The organism is Coprococcus sp. AF102-57, assembly GCF_027686195.1.
GTDB lineage: Bacteria > Bacillota > Clostridia > Lachnospirales > Lachnospiraceae > Allocoprococcus > Allocoprococcus comes.
Window position 1 is genome coordinate 118,660 of record NZ_JAQCSY010000005.1, and the last position, 17,096, is coordinate 135,755.

12 protein-coding genes are annotated in these 17,096 nt (G+C 42.2%); 9 read left to right on the forward strand and 3 right to left on the reverse strand.

Annotated features, from left to right (window positions below):
• The first annotated feature begins 251 nt into the window (after positions 1 to 251).
• Complete coding sequence (locus PGZ10_RS04950) at positions 252 to 1,421, forward strand: iron-containing alcohol dehydrogenase (RefSeq protein ID WP_118198613.1); 1,170 nt, start codon at positions 252 to 254, stop codon at positions 1,419 to 1,421.
• A gap of 133 nt (positions 1,422 to 1,554) precedes the next feature.
• Here PGZ10_RS04950 and PGZ10_RS04955 read toward each other — a convergent pair whose 3' ends face one another.
• A complete protein-coding gene (locus tag PGZ10_RS04955; protein ID WP_270540835.1) occupies positions 1,555 to 2,412 on the reverse strand; it encodes an Rpn family recombination-promoting nuclease/putative transposase in 858 nt (285 codons plus the stop codon).
• Between the two features lie 473 nt (positions 2,413 to 2,885).
• A complete protein-coding gene (locus PGZ10_RS04960) occupies positions 2,886 to 5,759 on the reverse strand; it encodes a bifunctional diguanylate cyclase/phosphohydrolase (protein ID WP_270540836.1) in 2,874 nt (957 codons plus the stop codon).
• A gap of 273 nt (positions 5,760 to 6,032) precedes the next feature.
• Between PGZ10_RS04960 and PGZ10_RS04965 the strand changes: the two genes are divergently transcribed.
• From PGZ10_RS04965 to PGZ10_RS04990, 6 genes are all read left to right on the forward strand, one after another.
• Entirely contained in the window at positions 6,033 to 6,527 is a 495-nt protein-coding gene (locus tag PGZ10_RS04965) for an NUDIX hydrolase (protein ID WP_008368677.1), read from the forward strand.
• Between the two features lie 122 nt (positions 6,528 to 6,649).
• Positions 6,650 to 7,102 (forward strand): AfsR/SARP family transcriptional regulator, encoded by a 453-nt coding sequence (locus PGZ10_RS04970; RefSeq protein ID WP_118198615.1) that lies wholly within the window; start codon positions 6,650 to 6,652, stop codon positions 7,100 to 7,102.
• 276 nt (positions 7,103 to 7,378) lie between these two features.
• The gene (locus PGZ10_RS04975) at positions 7,379 to 8,887 is read left to right on the forward strand and encodes a SpaA isopeptide-forming pilin-related protein (RefSeq protein WP_270202985.1); all 1,509 of its coding nucleotides are present in this window, start codon (positions 7,379 to 7,381) and stop codon (positions 8,885 to 8,887) included.
• Positions 8,884 to 9,711, forward strand: a complete 828-nt coding sequence (locus PGZ10_RS04980) for a class C sortase (RefSeq protein ID WP_270540837.1) — start codon at positions 8,884 to 8,886, stop codon at positions 9,709 to 9,711. The genes PGZ10_RS04975 and PGZ10_RS04980 overlap by 4 nt, the downstream gene beginning before the upstream one ends.
• A gap of 21 nt (positions 9,712 to 9,732) precedes the next feature.
• Positions 9,733 to 10,230, forward strand: a complete 498-nt coding sequence (locus PGZ10_RS04985; protein ID WP_117557271.1) for a hypothetical protein — start codon at positions 9,733 to 9,735, stop codon at positions 10,228 to 10,230.
• An 81-nt stretch (positions 10,231 to 10,311) separates the two neighbouring features.
• Positions 10,312 to 10,815: an NUDIX hydrolase gene (locus PGZ10_RS04990; RefSeq protein WP_117824422.1), complete on the forward strand. Its 504-nt coding sequence runs from the start codon at positions 10,312 to 10,314 to the stop codon at positions 10,813 to 10,815.
• A gap of 115 nt (positions 10,816 to 10,930) precedes the next feature.
• Here PGZ10_RS04990 and PGZ10_RS04995 read toward each other — a convergent pair whose 3' ends face one another.
• Positions 10,931 to 13,465 carry a GAF domain-containing hybrid sensor histidine kinase/response regulator gene (locus tag PGZ10_RS04995; protein WP_270540838.1) on the reverse strand — a complete coding sequence of 845 codons (2,535 nt, stop codon included), beginning with the start codon at positions 13,463 to 13,465 and terminating at the stop codon, positions 10,931 to 10,933.
• A gap of 183 nt (positions 13,466 to 13,648) precedes the next feature.
• On the opposite strand from PGZ10_RS04995, the gene PGZ10_RS05000 reads away from it, so the two are divergent.
• Positions 13,649 to 15,133 carry a C69 family dipeptidase gene (locus PGZ10_RS05000; protein ID WP_117557277.1) on the forward strand — a complete coding sequence of 495 codons (1,485 nt, stop codon included), beginning with the start codon at positions 13,649 to 13,651 and terminating at the stop codon, positions 15,131 to 15,133.
• A 398-nt stretch (positions 15,134 to 15,531) separates the two neighbouring features.
• Positions 15,532 to 16,941 carry a magnesium transporter gene (gene mgtE, locus PGZ10_RS05005; protein ID WP_022219946.1) on the forward strand — a complete coding sequence of 470 codons (1,410 nt, stop codon included), beginning with the start codon at positions 15,532 to 15,534 and terminating at the stop codon, positions 16,939 to 16,941.
• The last annotated feature ends 155 nt before the right edge of the window (positions 16,942 to 17,096 follow it).

Consider the following 17,096-nt stretch of genomic DNA (forward strand, 5'->3'; position numbering starts at 1 on the left):
GAATAAAAACTGCTGGAGAGAAACCTGTATAAACTACATGATGGCATGGAAAACCATGTAAAGAAGTTATTCGGGAAAATTGCGGGTTCCATTTTGGAATGTGCGCAAACCGGAAAGATGTTGACGATAAATTTTTTCAGGGACTATAATATAAGTATCTGTGGCAAAAGAGGGATGTTTCGGAATGGATCATTGAAAAAAGAAAATCTGCCGAAACATATTTTGCTTAAATTACATAAAGGAGAAAAAGGATGAATAACTTTATTTTTGAAAATAAAACGAAAGTATATTTCGGGAAAGGATGTGTCGGTGAGTATCTGCCGAAAATCGCTGCGGTGCATGGGGATAAGGTTCTGCTTGCCTATGGCGGCGGCTCGATCAAGAAAAATGGAGTTTATGAGGAAGTCATAGCAGCACTTGAAAAAGCCGGGAAAACGATCATTGAATTTCCGGGGATCATGGAAAATCCGACTTATAAGAAGGTGCTTGAAGGCACAAAGCTGGTAAAGGAAAAACAGGTGGACTGGATCCTTGCAGTCGGCGGAGGCTCGGTTATGGACTGTAGCAAGGCAATTTCCATGGCAGCGGTCAGCGAGAAAGATGTGTGGGATGAGTACTGGGCGAAGAAGGGGGTTATGGATTTTGAACCGATGCCGCTTGGTGTGATCGTAACAGCGTCCGGAACAGGCAGCGAGTGCAACGGGGGAGCAGTCATTACCAATGAAGAGGTCATGATCAAGACAGACCGGGATTATCCGAAATGCAATCCGGAATTTGCATTAATGGATCCGACTTACACTTATACTGTTCCGACAAAACAGATGGTGGCAGGAAGCTTTGATATCCTGTCTCACGTTATGGAGACTTATTTCAGTGAGCCGGACGAGGATAACGTATCAGATGATATTTCGGAAGCTCTGATGCGCGGCGTGATAACAAGTCTTCGTGCGGCATTGGTAAATCCGGAGGATTATACAGCAAGAAGTAATCTGATGTGGCTGTCTACCATGGCGGAGAACCGGATCATCAAGCTCGGCAAAAAATGTGATTTTGAATGCCATCAGATGGAGCATCAGATCAGTGCTTATACCAACTGCAGTCATGGATGTGGACTTGCTGTGCTGCATCCGGTTTATTATCGGCATATCTGTCAGGCAGGCGCAAAGAAATTTACCCGGTTTGCGGAAAATGTATGGAAAATTCCGAGAAATGGACGTACCGATGAAGAGATGGCTGAAGCTGGCGTAGAGGCATTGGCTGATTTTATCAGAGAGATCGGACTTCCGACAACACTTCGGGAAGTAGGCGTGGAGAAAAAAGAGGATCTGAAAGAAATTGCGGATTCTTGTTATCTGGTGGATGGAAGTTATAAGAAGATGACACATGAGGAGATTCTGGAAATATTTTTGGAGTGCTTCTAGCTAATTGGAATGGAACTGAAAGAGATTAAAGAGATCCCTGTGCCGTAAATGGTGCAGGGATCTCTTGCTGTCGTGATCTGGTATGCAGGAAAAGATATCAGTGATAGTTTTTCTCTTTCTGGCCAGCATTTAGCTATTGTAATTCGTTAATAATTGTTTCAATGGTTGCGACATCTTCTTCCAGCATATCTGCGATTTGTTCTTTGGAATATTTTTTTTCTAATTTCTTTTTGACCTGACTTTTTAAAAGGTCATTTTTTCCTTGAGTTTTTCCCGTCTCGATTCCAGCTTCCTCACCCTCAGCAAAGGCTTTTTGCCGTTCTATTTCTCTTTCTTCCCATGCTCGCATGAACTTCGCCTCCATTTTCTTGTTCGACCTGATCTGACAGACTTTCTGATGGAGCAATTTAATCTTCTGGCTTGTGCACGAACCCGCGACCTCATTCGTTGATTTTTCCATGTAATGAAGTAACTCTATCAGTTCCGGTGATACCATTTCAGGATGCGTGCCATGGCAGTTCAGAAAAATACGTGTTGCATCATCTTGCAGATCAAGATCTGGACATTCTTCGCATTTCATTCGGAAAGTATACTTGTAAAATCCTTTTCCGAATGGATCAAAGGGCATGATCAGAATGATAAAAGCTCGATTTAGTTTATTGAAATCAACGCTTCCAGGCGGTAGCAGATTACTGTCCAGTACCGCCTGATAGAAGCGGCTGCGTTTGGGAAGATTCTTTGTATCTTCCTTCTGCGCTTCTGTATCGTACACAGTATCATCGTCATCCCATGCATAGACATCTAATCGGACCTGCCGGTTATCTGGAAAAGTCCGTATTTCTTTTTCAGAATGTGGTGGCAATCTAAGTGGGATATCCTGCCCCAGAATAATATCCAGTACCGTTTTCATATTCTCTGAATCTTCCATTGCTTCATCGAATAAAAATCTGTCCAACAGATTAAGTTTTGAGAATTCTTTTCTTTTGTTCATTTGTTTCTCCTTTCATTAGATAAAAATGTTCCGAAAGGAGAAAGGCTATATGATTATATTAACATATGACGGGAATATGTAAAAGAGGCGATCTCAATCCGGATATTTTCAGTTGTCGTTCATTGTCGGAAAAAGTTGCCGGAAACTGGCTCCGAAAATGAGATTGGGTTGAATAGATAAGGTTGCAAACAAGAAGAAGTTTGTTTGCGTATGGATATCGTAGCATAAGTCTGCTGAAACGGCAATTTCGAAAACAGTCGGAAAATTTCGTTGGGATTTCTATAGACAACATTTGCAGGCGCAGTGATCGTGGTGGCACTGCTGACCGGAAAGGTCAGAGGAAGAAAAGAATAAACAAGTAATACAGAAAAATGAGGAAAACATCGAAGTGAAAACCGGTTGTTTTCCTCATTTTTTAATAAGTTTGGAAAATTGCATTTCACAGCAGATAAAAGTCTCAGGTGGTAAAATTTCTATACTGGATGGATATCTTGGTTAAGGTGATCTGAAGTGTTTTGAGGATTTGTTTCCTCCGAGTGTTCATTCACCGGAAGATATTCATACTTCGGAATGAAATCCCGTTTATCGTACAGTTTATAATACTGAATGAAAATACGGTCCATAACTTTTGGAATCTGACTTTCATCTGGTTCAAACAAAATGATCAGATACTGCATGGCACTATACCGTGTACACACGTCAATCTTGCGGATCTTGTGACGGATCGCTTCCTCCATGTATTCCAGTGCCTGTTCAATATTTTCAATATACATCATAGAATCCGGAGCGGTTTCCATTGTGACCATGACCAGGAAACAATGGTATTTATGTCGTTCTCCAAGCTGGTTGATGTACTCATAAATCTTAGAAAATTCACGGTAATTAAGATTAAGTGCTCCGGAATAGTTTCCGCTGTTGCGAAGTGCTTTTGCCACAAGGGAAAGATCTTTTGCTACGCTGGAAACCGGGAATACGGTATTGCCCATCTGCTGATAGAAAAAGAAGTTGTGTTTTCCGTTTTGCTTGACATAATAGAGTGCTTTATCTGCTTTGGAAGAACACTCGTCAAAGGAATCTCCTTTGGTACACATGCAAAGTCCGGCAGAAATGGATGCAACACGGATCTCAAAATCTTTTTTCTTCTCAGAATCAAAGCGGGAAAACAGAGTTTCCATAAGCTCGGATATTTCATTTTTACCGGCATCCGGTACAAAAAGAAGGAATTCATCGCCACCAAACCTGCAGCCAACCGAATTTCCGATATGCTCGGAGAGGAGAGTTCCAAGTGCTTTCAGTGCACGGTCGCCGGCTTTATGACCGTAGATATCATTTATCTTTTTCAGATTATCCATATCCATAAAGATCAGACAGCCATTGTGCTCCTGCATCAGCCGTGCAATCATTTTCTGACCGGTATTTCGCATAGGGAGTCCGGTAAGAAGATCAAAGTTTTCTGCTTCTTCCTGGTTCTTCATCGTATTCATAACATTGGAAATGAAGTTGCTGATTTCAAATTCCATGCCAGGAAGAGCTGGCTCGTCATCAATTTCCAGATAAGTATCTGTGATCGTCAGACGATTCTCATCCAACAGCCTGAGAAAAATATCTGCAATTTCCGGATCGAATTGAGTTCCTCTGTTTTTGCGTATTTCTTCATAAATTGTTTCTTTTGGAAGAGAATTACGGTAAATACGGTGGGAATTCATTGCGTCATAGCTGTCGGCAACAGCAACGATCCGCGCATGGATCGGAATCTCTTCCCCTTTCAGACCGTCTGGATAACCATGGCCATCATAACGCTCATGATGAGATCGGGCAACTTCGGTTACATGATTGATGATCGAAACATTTTTCAAAATCTCAGCACCAATAACCGTATGTTCCTTAATAACAGCGTACTCTTCGCTTGTCAGTCTGGATGGCTTGTTTAAAATAATATCAGGGATGCCGACTTTTCCGATATCATGCAGATGAGCTGCATGTCGGAGATTGACGATTTCAGAGCGATTCCAACCCATTTCCTGCGCAATCAGTGCAGAGTATTCCGCAACACGATGGGAGTGCCCTCTGGTGTATTCGTCCTTGGCCTCGATGGTTGTAGAGAGAGTCTGCATCATCTGTAAGGAAATTTTTTCCATCTGCCGTTTACGTTTCAAAAGCTCCTCTTTTTGACGATGCATTTCAATGGTATGCACATTCTTTATTGTACGGATAATGTTAATGAAAAGAAGGATCAACATGCTGACACCAATAAAAAGACCGGAAATCAAAACTACAAAATATGTAGAAATGGATTCGATGGCGATGGCAAGCATTGCAATGATCAGGCCAATCAGCACCAATTTGTTTTTCCGGTATTCTTTCTTTCGCATATCCAGACAGAAGGTCAGGAAAATCAGAAAGAAGGTGACTGCAAGAATCACGTGGGCGCCCGGCAGAGTTTCAATAAAATCAGCAATGCCAGTCAGATGAAGAACCAGACAGATCAAAAAGTTACCAAATGCCGCACAGCCAAGGTAAAAGTAAGGCTTTTTATAACGCCCCTGCTGAATGAGATCTGCATAAAAAAGTACCGGGATCGGAACGAGCATGATCATCACAAAGCATAAAGTCCCCAGTGCAGATGGATTCGGAACTATAAGCTGTCTGAGCTTGGATTCGCCGAGCATCCATGTAGCTCCCATGGTCATGCACCATCCAAGATATTCCATATCGAATTTTCTGTCATAGACAATTCCGAGTGCGATACTGAAAAGGATGGTAATGATACCGGCGAACAAGATAAAGAAAGCAATAATCGTCTCAAGCCCGTAAGATTCAAAAATATATTCCCAGATATCACTCTTGTCTCCGGAATAGATCTCATTGACTACACCGGAATAGTTAGAGGTATTGGTAGTCAGCTCAATACGGAGTTCTTTTCCTGCATCTGCTGCTGAAGTAGGACAGAAAACATAACAGCTGGCAGAATTTTTCCCAGTCAGTCGATGGTCTTTGGTTGAGTATTCAGTGCGAAGCACTCCGTCAATATAGAAACGGATATCCTGCAGAGAGGAACGTATAGCAAGTGAACTTTGTGTATAATTTTCAGGAAGTGTTGTGGTAATGACCATAGTCTCTTTTGCAGGAACATTGTAATGTCCGGGGACGGCAATCTGTTCTTTGCTTCCATCGGAGTGAATCCAGGTAAAAGTACCACGATATGTGATGTCGCTGGATTGGATTCTGGCATTGTGATTGTTAATTCCTGTGAATTGTATTACCAGAAACCAGATAAGTATCAGGAACATCAGAAGATAGTAAAATCCGATCTGGATTTTGCTTATTTTATAGTTTTCTTTTGTCAAAACAGAGACTCCTTATCTACAATTTTGGTCTATTTGAAGATATTATACGATGTGAGTGTCAAAAGTGAATTTTGCCACTTACTGATGTAACCGGATTGCTCCATTGCTACGCAATTCCCACAATCTTTAAACATCATTATACTATTTGCGGACAATATTTGCAATTAAAGAGAAGGAGGAATGGTGGAAAAAGACAGGTCATGGTAGTTGAGAAATACCAGAAGATAGATTATAATTTTCATAAAATATTTTGTGTATGAAAGGGAACGTAAAATGGTAAAATTAAGCACACTTTGTTATATTGAGCAGGATGGAAAATATCTGATGCTTCACCGGACTGTCAAAGAAAATGATATCAATAAAGACAAGTGGATCGGAGTAGGCGGTCATTTTGAAAAAGGGGAAAGCCCGGAGGAATGTCTTCTTCGTGAGGTGTGGGAAGAGACGGGATACACGCTGACATCCTGGAGATATCGTGGGATTGTAACCTTTGTATATGGCGAAGATGTAGTAGAATATATGTCGCTTTATACGGCAGATGGTTTTACAGGAACGCCGATTGCGTGTGATGAAGGAGAACTGGAATGGGTAGAAAAGTCTAAGATCGGAGAACTGGAATTGTGGGAAGGGGATCGGATCTTTTTTGAACTCCTTGAAAATGAGCAGCCGTTTTTCTCATTAAAGCTTGTATATAACACAGATGATGTTCTGGAATATGCAGCGTTAGATGGAAAAGAGATGAAAGATTTCAGAAGAAGAGAGTGTTAAAGTGGAATGTCGAATAGTGTGAAAAAGTTACGAAAGTAATGTTTTGGCATGGAATGTTGAGTCTGCTCATTTGGATAGTGTATGATGATAAAGATTCTCATTAAATGAAGGGGGAAAAGAGAATGTATAGTGAGTTGACAAAGATGGAAGGGAAAAGGATTGTAATCCGCACATTCGGTTATTTTGATATTTTTGTGGATGGGGAAACGATTCCTTTTTCATGTAAGAAAGCCAAAGAACTGTTGGCACTTCTGGTTGACAGAAGAGGAGGATTTGTGACGACGGGGGATGCGATCAGTTATTTATGGGAGGATGAATGTACAGAAAAAAGAATAAAAGATAAATTCCGCAAAGTGATAAAAGAACTTCGGAGAACGTTAAATGCATACGGAATCGAAAGAGTCCTGCATCGGGTAAATCAGGAGAGCCGTATCCGCACAGAGCATGTGGAGTGTGATCTGTATGACTACCTGGAGGATGAGGAAAAACATAAAAAGCTGTTCAAAGGAGTGTATATGACGAATTACAGCTGGGCGGAAAACACTTTGGGAACGTTGTTGAATCAAAAAGAATAATGGGGAATATAGCAAAAATCGGGAGACTGTTATCAGACAGCCTCCCGATTTTTTTTGAAGAGATTTTATTGGACTACACATTCTTTGTACAGTTTTTTGATTGTGAATGTCTGCTGTAAAAGGAATAAAAAATAGATGGTTCAAAAGATTTTGTAAAAGAAACGAAAAAAGGATGAAAAAGAAACGGTTTCTGGACGGAAAAGAAACGGAAATCGGTTGTATGGATGTGTAAAATGAGGAAAGGATCCGAAAATAAAAAGAAAGAGAGGAAAAAGAATGAGACAATTGAGACGGCTGTTATCCGTTTTGGTAATGGCAGTAACGATCGTGGGGATGTCGATGACGGCATTTGCACAGGAAAAAGATTCAGGGGTAGGAGGACTTGGAAGCCTGACGATAGCGAATGCATCAAAAGGAGTGGTGTATTCTGTTTACAAGGTGTTTGATGCGAAAGTAAATGCTGATGGAACTTCAGTGGCGTATACCAAAAAGAATCTTGCTGATAATCCATATTTTGAGAAAGATTCAGCAGGGAATGTATTTACAAAAGAGGAAGCTTATCGACCAGAGTCAAAAGAACAATTATCCGAAGGTGCAATTGAATGGATTAAGAAGAATAGTACAGAAATATCGAGTGTGACATCCGATGGCTCTATATTAAAATTTACCGGTCTTCCATACGGCTACTATTATGTCACCAGCACTTTAAAAGATGGCGGTATGATCATGGTAACGAGTGTTGCAAAAGACGCGCAGATCGTGGACAAAAACAGTAAGGAGCCGCAGTGGACTCCGGGGAATGACGGGAATGCCGGAGGGAAAAGTATTGTACTTGACGATGGTAAACAGGTAAAGGAAAATAATGTCAGTATCGGTGAAACGGTTCATTTCCGTTTACAGATCAACACCTCGAATTATGTTGCAGACAAGCAGATCAAGGAATTCATTATTGAAGATACTCTTCCGACCGGATTTGATGCAGCAAAGATCACATCTGTGATGATTGAAGAAGAACCGCTGGAACAGTTTGAAAATACAACTTTCCCGGTTACGATCCCTTGGGCAGCGGATGAAGGAGAAAATGGCTGGAAAAATCTTTATGATACCGGGGCAAGAATTACCATTGATTATACGGCTGCGTTAAACGATAAAGCAGTGATCGACGGTGAAGGAAATAAGAACAGTGCCAGATTTTCATGGAATTATACGACAGAGGAACCGGGAAAAAGCTCGATAGAGGATTCTACAACAACAGATACCTATGCGGTTGTGATCCAGAAGGTCAATGAAAAAGGAGAGGCACTTACTGGAGTGGAATTTGAAGTGCCGTTCCCGGTTCAGGCAGAAGAAGAAAGCGGTGTGTATACTGTAAAAGGCGGACAGACCGGAAACGGAAAGGTGAAAGCCGGAAGTGATGGAGCTGTGGTGATCAAAGGTCTGAAGATGGGTGATTACAGAGTTACAGAAACAAAAGCACCAGAAGGATATAACAAGCTGACGGAGTCATTTCTGGTAAGTGCCGAAAAGATCAGGGCGACAAGGACGGACGCCAGTACATATCTTGATGAAAACGGAAATGTTACAGAAAGTGAGACTGAGACAAAGGTAACTTATACAAATGCAGATTTTGCAGCAAAGGTAAAAGTTGTTGTAAATAAATCAGGAAAACTTCTTCCGGGGACAGGTGGAACAGGTGAAATGATCTTTACGGTCAGTGGAGTACTGATTGCAATTGTTGCAGGAGTTGTCCTGTTGAATACAAAAAGACGAAAACGAATTGTATGATAGTGAATGAGCCGGAACAAAGGGGAAGACTTTTCTTTTTTATATGGACAGGAATCCTTCTTGTGGGAATCGCGGTCATGCTCTATCCAAAAGTCGGAAAGATCTGGAATGCCGGTCGGCAAAGCAGGGTGGTAGATGGATATGAAAGGTCAGTGGAGAAGCTGGATGCCAGGAAGGAAGAGGAAATGATCGCACAGACAAGAGCGTATAATGTGATGCTTCTGGAACAGAATAACCCAGTGCCGAATGACAAAAATACTGATAGTTATGGAGCACTTTTGAATATGACATCTGACGGTGTGATGGGATATCTGGAAATTTCGGAAATCCGGTTGAAACTTCCGATTTACCATGGAACGGGTGATTTTGCAATCTGCAATGGCGCAGGACATGTGGAAGGAAGCAGTTTCCCGATAGGCGGAAAGGGAACACATGCGGTGCTTTCTTCCCACAGAGGACTGCCGGGGGCGAAACTTTTCTCGGATCTGGACAAGCTGAAGGTGGGAGACTATTTTACAATTACAGTGCTCCGGCAGACGATTTTCTATCAAATCGATCGGATCGATATTGTAGAACCGGAGGAAACGGGACTGCTTGCCCTGGATAAGGAGAAGGATTACTGCACATTACTGACATGTACGCCTTACGGTATCAATACCAAACGGCTTCTGGTGCGGGGCGTACGCTGTGAGGTGACGGAGAGAGCGGAGCCAATCCGGACAGGCGAGAAGACGTATCGGGGATGGTACGCTGTGATCGGACTGAATCTGTTTGTGGCAGGCGTGATCTTGTGCTGGAAAAGGAAGAAAAAAAGAAGAGGATAAATATAAATGAGGGGGATAAAAATGCAGACAGTATTTGCTGAAAAAACAGAAGACCGGTCGCTGGATGATAACAGACATATCGGGGAGCTTTTCTTTATCCGGATGTACTGGGAAAAAGGGAGGATTCCGTCTGGAAATATTCTGTACTGGAAGGATGCCAAAAGAGAGGATGCACAGATCAATTTCACAGGATTTGACGGGCTTTTGCTGTATCTGGATGAAACTTGCGAGCAGAATGGTGTATTACTGAGGAAAGCACAGGTCAGAAGAAATCAGAAAAGAAGACGGTATCTTGAAGCGGGAAAGGAACTGGAGCTGGTAAAAAAATCGGAGCATGCAGCTGTTTTCTGGTTAAAAGTAATGGGACGGGAGTTCGCATCTTTTCAGGGGATAGTGCATATCTGGGGAAGAGATTATCCGTACCGGAGCGGATTTGAACTGATTATACTGCTGAAAGATATTGTAGGATTTACAGAGAGAAGGAGTGTAAGGAAAAACTGGAAGGCAGAGAGAAACTGACGATAAAAGATTGTGAAGTTCTGAAAGACATATTATAATGACATAAGAAACTACAGACAAGAAGAACAGGAGATGCAGACAATGGAATTATGGGATATTTATGATGCAGATAAGAAACCAACAGGAAGAACGATGAAGCGCAATGACTGGTGTCTGAAGAACGGGGAGTATCACCTTACTGTTCTTGGCGTTGTAGCAAGACCGGACGGGGAATTTCTGATCACTAAAAGGGTAATGACGAAAGCCTGGGCACCAGGCTGGTGGGAGGTATCCGGCGGTGCTGCGCAGGCGGGAGAAGCGTCTTACGATGCTGTATTAAGAGAAGTCAGAGAAGAAACAGGACTGGATGTAAGCCGGGCAGACGGAGGTTATCTTTTCACTTACAAGAGAGAGAATCCAGGGGAAGGAGATAATTATTTCGTAGATGTGTATCGTTTTGTGATGGATATTGATGAAAAAGATCTCCATCTTCAGGAGGCAGAGACAGATGGTTATATGTTTGCAACATTAGATGAAATTAAGGCATTTGCGGCAGAAGGAAAGTTTCTGCATTATGACAGTATAAAGAAAGCATTTGAGATGTAAGTAAAATAAAAATCGGATTATCGGGGAAATGACAGATCGCCTGATAATCCGATTTTTTATAAAACAGAAACTCTGAAAAAATATGCAATACATAGCGAGTATCTGTTTCTTTCTGCTACTTGCAATATGATGCAATCACTTTCAACACCTTATCCATTTCCAGTGGCTTTGCGAGATGCTCATTGATTCCGGCATTCTTTGACTTCTGGATATCTTCCGCAAAAGCATTGGCGCTGAGGGCAATGATTGGAACCGTTGGGGCATCAGGGCGGGAAAGTCCGCGGATCGCCTTTGCGGCATCCAGACCATTCATAACCGGCATCATAATATCCATAAGAATGATGTCGTATTCATATGGCTTTGATTTTTCAAAAAGCCGGACGGCTTCTAGTCCGTTGATGGCTGTGGATACATTAAGTCCTGCGGCTTCCAGTGAGAAAACAGCAATCTCAAGGTTCAGTTCATTATCTTCTACAACAAGAATATGAAGATCCGTAAGATCTGCCGGAGTATCAGTGGCAGTTTCCGCAGAGGCGGAAGGTTGATGCTCGTCAATGGTAAATGGCAGAATCAGAGTAAAAGTTGAGCCGACATTTTTTTCACTTTTCAACTGGATCGTACCGCCCATTTCCTGTACCAGTCTGTGAACGATCGCCATACCGAGCCCGGTCCCTTTGTAAATCGTCCGGGCACCGGTATCTTCCTGTGCAAAAGGTTCAAAAATATGCTTCTGAAATTCCGGACTGATACCGATACCGGTATCAGAAATTATAAATTTGTAAATAACATTCTGATGTACCTGCCTGATGATCTTTGCGTGTACAGAGATCGAACCACCGGGCTTATTGTATTTAATTGCATTGCTTAAAAGATTCATGAAAATCTGACGGATATGTAATGGACTTCCGATCAGATAAGGATATTTTAAACTGCCCGGTTTTATTTTTTTCAGAGTGATATCAAGCCGGGAAGCCTGTGCCTCCAGCATACTCCAGCAATTGTCAAGGATCTCGCGGATGTCGAATGGTATCTGTTCAAGGAAGAATCGGTCTGTTTCCATCCGCTGCATATCCAGGACATCGTTGACAAGAGCTTTTAAGTGAAAAGCAGCAGTACGCATTTTCTCATGACACTCCAGCAGTGCTTTGGGATTTGTTTCATTTTTCTGTGCAATATCAAGCATTCCAAGAATTCCGTTAAGAGGGGTGCGGATATCATGTGACATCCGGTTGAGGAAGTCGGTCTTGGCTGTATTTGCCTGATTTGCGGATTTGACCGCCTTAACCAGCTCCTGCTGGTAAGCCAGTTCTTTCTGCTTGTAATCATCGATGATCTGGGTTACATAAAGAATTTCTGTAACATCGTCATCAGTGTCGCGGTTCTGGACGATAAAGGTGGCACGGCGCCAGATCCCCTGTGGAGATGGATACTCCCGGCTTATAAAAAGCTTTCCGTGCAGCCGGTCATTTACCGTTGTCAGATCAAAGAAATACTGCATGATCTCGTGATGTGACGGTGCAACCAGTTTCTCAAGGATATCATTTAACTGCGCAGTGGCGGAAGTGACAACTCCGGTCGGTGTATAGTTCTGGTTGGCACCGGCAAGCTTTTCAATCCGGTCTTGAATCAGATCGATATGGTAAATTGCATGATAAATCTGGCTGGTTGCAGCGGTCAGGTTCTGATATTTACGTTCATTTTCGATATTACGGGTGACATCCTGATGGTATCCACGGATGCATATTCCATTTCCCTGATAATCCGGATAGAGGATACCGCCACATCGTATCCAGATCTGTCCAAGTAACGGATGATTCCATGGGTATGTGATTTCTGAATAACTTTCGTGAATGACCTTCTGTATATAATCAAGCACCGGGGTTACGTATTTGGGAGGAAGCCGGTGATACCAGAACTGATAAACTTCTTCAGGAGACATCTCTTGTGACACACCAAGAAGAGTACACATTGTAGGATTTGGGTGCAGCCGGGGAGCTTTAACGCCATCCATCTCAAGCGTCCAGATACCGATCTGTGCGCCACGAAGAATTTCGTCCATCTCCAGCTGATAATCCAGACGGGATTTGGAGGCAACAACCTCCAGGCGCATCTGCTCATTCTTATGATCTTTGATCATGGTTCCGACATATTTTCCAAGAAGGGACAGCAGGCGGTGGAGCAGGTTGGATTTCTCCATATCCGGATTATCTACGCCAACGAAACCAATCAGCTTTTCGTGTACAGAAATAGGAAAGGCGATCAGGGTAGAAACGTTCTGAACTTTTAACAGTTCATATTCCAGAGGCATAGATTCACGGTAAGCCTCCAGATCTTCGATCAGAATATTTTCACCATGAAGAAAAACCTCGATCCATTTTGGCATGCTTTCAAAAGGAATATCATGCAGATTCCGGATCTGCGGGGTGACTCCTGCGGCGCACCACTCATAAGTATTGGTAGAAGTATGATTTTCACTGGTTTCAAATACATAAGCACGGTCGGCGTCTGTAAATTCTCCGAGCGATTTGAGCATAAAATTGATACCGTCAGCCAGATCCTCTGCTTCATGAAGCAGGGAAATCTGATCTGTCATAAAACGTTCGGCTTCCAGCTCAGCATATAAAGTTGCATTATCCTTGTCATTATTCATAAGGAAATCCCTCTCAAGTAAAGTGTAAAGTTTATAAAATTACTTTACCTTGTTTTTACGAATTCGTCCACGAAAAATTTAAAATATAAACAAATTGTCTGGTGGTTGAAAAAAAGAAGGAATGATTCTATAATTTCAATTAGACGAAAAGATTTTGTCAGGAGATAACAGGAGGAAGATAAAATGGCTTGTACAACAATACTGGTTGGAAAAAAGGCATCGTATGACGGCTCCACGATGATCGCAAGGAATGATGATTCACCGTCAGGCGCTTATATGCCGAAAAAATTTGTGGTGATCCATCCGGAAGATCAGCCGAAGGTATATGAATCGGTGATTTCGCATGTGAAAATAGAATTACCGGAGAATCCGATGCGTTATACCGCCATGCCGAACGCAGTCAAGGGGGAAGGAATCTGGGCGGCAAGCGGGGTAAATGAAGCGCAGGTAGGAATGACGGCAACCGAAACGATCACATCCAATCCACGTGTGCTTGGAGCGGATCCGCTGGTTACATATCAGCCGAAGTCAGACGACCAGGAAGAAATTGCAGGTGGAATCGGGGAAGAGGACATTGTATATATCGTGCTTCCTTATATCCACAGCGCGAGAGAAGGCGTGCAGAGACTTGGAAGTATTCTCGAGAAATACGGTACTTATGAGATGAATGGGATTGCATTCGAGGATGTAAATGAGATCTGGTGGCTGGAAACAATCGGCGGACATCACTGGATTGCCAGAAAAGTGCCGGATGAGGTTTATGTGGTGATGCCGAACCAGCTTGGAATGGATGAATTTGATCTGGAAGATGCACTTGGTGAGCAGAAAAATTATATGTGTTCTCCGGATATGAAGGAATTCATTGAGAAATATCATCTGAACCCGTCCATGGATGGAACCTTAAATCCAAGAGATGCTTTTGGAAGCCATGATGACTCGGATCATGTATACAATACACCGAGAGCCTGGTTTATGGAACGTTACCTGAATCCAAATTCATACAGCTGGGACGGACCGGATGCAGATTATACACCAGTATCCGATGATATTCCGTGGTGTATGGTTCCGGAAAAGAAGGTTACAGTAGAAGATGTAAAATATGTTCTGTCTTCACATTATCAGGGAACACCTTATGATCCGTATGGAGCTTACGGGGACAAATCAATGAATGGTGCTTATCGCTCCATTGGTATCAATCGAAATGATTTTATGTCTTTGATCCAGATGAGACCGGATCAGCCGGAAGATTCCCGCGCAATTGAATGGGTGGCATTTGCATCAAATGCATTTAATGTAATGGCTCCATTCTATGCAGATATTGATGAAACACCGGAATATTTTGCAAATACGACAGGGGAAGTTTCAACAGAGAACTTCTACTGGTCAAGCAGAATGATCGCTGCGATGGCAGATGCTTCTTATAAAAAGTCTATTTTCCATATTGAGCGTTACCAGGAACATGTGATGGCAAAGGCACATCAGATCATAAACCGGTATGATGACGATCTTACGAAAGAAAGTGATATAGCAAAGCGTATGCAGATTAAACGGGAAGCGAACCGAGAGATTGCGAAGATGGTGAAGAAGGAAACTTCGGATACACTGTCTAAGGTTTTGTACGAACTGAGCAATCAGATGAAGAATTCTTATGCGAGATCGGATGCATAAATAAAATACGAGTGGGGAAAGAAGCAGAAAAATTATAAAATGATGTAAGTGTTAAAAATAAGAAAAAAGCTGATAAAAAAATAATTTTATAAACAGAAAGGTTTGAATTTTGTAGACTAAGGTATTATAATAGCGTAGGAAGTTGAAAACTTCTTAATCAAATTCAAACAAAAGGCAGGTGAACAGAATGGACAGTTGTGATAGTCATGGGCGAAGTATATACGCAGGATGGGAAAATGGCAGCAGTTCATTCTGTTTGTTCGTATAGCATTTCTTATCCTGTTTTCTCGTATTGACATTCATAATTGAATATTGGATGAAAGACAGAAATGTGGAGAATTTTAGACTTTGATTCTGCATGTTTTTGTGCTGGAAAAAGGATAAGGAGGGCGAAAGTTATGGAAAATACACAGGATTATCAGGACTACCAGGACTATAGAGCTGAGATCCTGGGCATTGTAAGAAGCAATGCCTCTCCGGGAATTATGAGAAACAAACTGGAAGACTACCATGAGAATGACCTTGCAGATGTATTCCCGGATCTCTCCGTTGCAGAGCGGCGGAAATTGTGCCGGATTCTGAATCTGGACATGCTTGCGGATATCTTCGAGTATATCGATGAAAAGCAGGCAGCTGAATATCTGGATGAGATGGATGTGCGAAAAGCAGCAGCAATTCTTTCCAGAATGGAAACAGATGCGGTTGTAGATGTACTGCGGATGATTCCAAAAGAAAAGAGAGCTCTTTTGCTAGAGCTGATGGATGATGAAGCCAGAAAGGATATGGCAGTTATTGCTGCATTCGATGATGAAGAGATCGGTTCAAGAATGACCACGAATTACATTGAGATCAGAGAGAATCTTACTGTAAAGCAGGCGATGACCGAACTTGTCAGTCAGGCAGCAAAAAATGACAATATTTCTACAATTTTTATGGTGACAGCGGATCACACCTTCTACGGTGCGATGGATCTGAAGGATCTGATCACGGCAAGACAGGATACACGTCTTGAGGATCTGATCGTGACATCATATCCATATGTATACGGTCACGAGCTGATCGATGACTGTATCGAAAAATTGAAAGATTATTCGGAAAATTCTATTCCGATCCTGGATAACGATAATAAACTTCTCGGTGTTATCACATCCCAGAGCATTGTAGATCTGGTCGATGATGAGATGGGTGAAGATTATGCGATGTTCGCTGGTCTGACTGCAGAAGAAGATTTGAAAGAGCCACTCAAAGAGAGCATGAAAAAACGTCTCCCTTGGCTGCTTGTTCTGCTGGCACTGGGAACAGTTGTATCTTCTGTTGTAGGTGTATTTGAGCAGGTAGTAAGCCAGCTGACGATCATTATGTGTTTCCAGTCACTGATCCTGGACATGGCAGGTAACGTCGGTACCCAGTCACTGGCGGTAACGATCCGTGTTCTGATGGATGAATCACTGACAGGAAAGCAGAAAGTAGAACTGGTATTCAAAGAGATGCGGATCGCATTTTCAAATGGTGCGATTCTTGGAATTTTGTCATTCCTCGTATTAGGACTTTATATTGCACTTTTCAAAGGAAAGACCTGGACATTTGCGTATGCGGTATCCGGCTGTATCGGTCTGTCTCTGATGGTGGCAATGGTAATTTCCGGTGCGGTGGGTACACTGATTCCTCTGTTCTTCAAGAAGATCAATATCGACCCGGCGGTAGCGTCCGGACCACTTATTACAACCATCAACGACCTTGTTGCGGTTGTAGCTTACTATGGACTGTGTGGTATTTTGCTGATCGGAGTGCTTCATCTGGCGGGATAATTATAAAAGAGAGTAAAACGAAGTGCGTGTAGGATATAAATGCTTTTACTGAATAAAACGGTAAAGACAGTACAGTATCCCACATGCATTTCTTTTATAGAAAATAAAAATAAAATAAATAGATAAAAACTATAGGAATGATTATCTATAGAGAA

Bases quoted from the DNA above. Each gene is read 5' to 3' on its own strand.
- PGZ10_RS04995 (WP_270540838.1), bottom strand. From the start codon at position 13,465: ATGAATAATGACAAGGATAATGCAACTTTATATGCTGAGCTGGAAGCC.
- PGZ10_RS04955 (WP_270540835.1), bottom strand. From the start codon at position 2,412: ATGAACAAAAGAAAAGAATTCTCAAAACTTAATCTGTTGGACAGATTT.
- PGZ10_RS05000 (WP_117557277.1), top strand. From the start codon at position 13,649: ATGGCTTGTACAACAATACTGGTTGGAAAAAAGGCATCGTATGACGGC.
- PGZ10_RS04985 (WP_117557271.1), top strand. From the start codon at position 9,733: ATGCAGACAGTATTTGCTGAAAAAACAGAAGACCGGTCGCTGGATGAT.
- PGZ10_RS04950 (WP_118198613.1), top strand. From the start codon at position 252: ATGAATAACTTTATTTTTGAAAATAAAACGAAAGTATATTTCGGGAAA.
- mgtE (WP_022219946.1), top strand. From the start codon at position 15,532: ATGGAAAATACACAGGATTATCAGGACTACCAGGACTATAGAGCTGAG.
- PGZ10_RS04970 (WP_118198615.1), top strand. From the start codon at position 6,650: ATGTATAGTGAGTTGACAAAGATGGAAGGGAAAAGGATTGTAATCCGC.
- PGZ10_RS04975 (WP_270202985.1), top strand. From the start codon at position 7,379: ATGAGACAATTGAGACGGCTGTTATCCGTTTTGGTAATGGCAGTAACG.
- PGZ10_RS04980 (WP_270540837.1), top strand. From the start codon at position 8,884: ATGATAGTGAATGAGCCGGAACAAAGGGGAAGACTTTTCTTTTTTATA.
- PGZ10_RS04965 (WP_008368677.1), top strand. From the start codon at position 6,033: ATGGTAAAATTAAGCACACTTTGTTATATTGAGCAGGATGGAAAATAT.
- PGZ10_RS04990 (WP_117824422.1), top strand. From the start codon at position 10,312: ATGGAATTATGGGATATTTATGATGCAGATAAGAAACCAACAGGAAGA.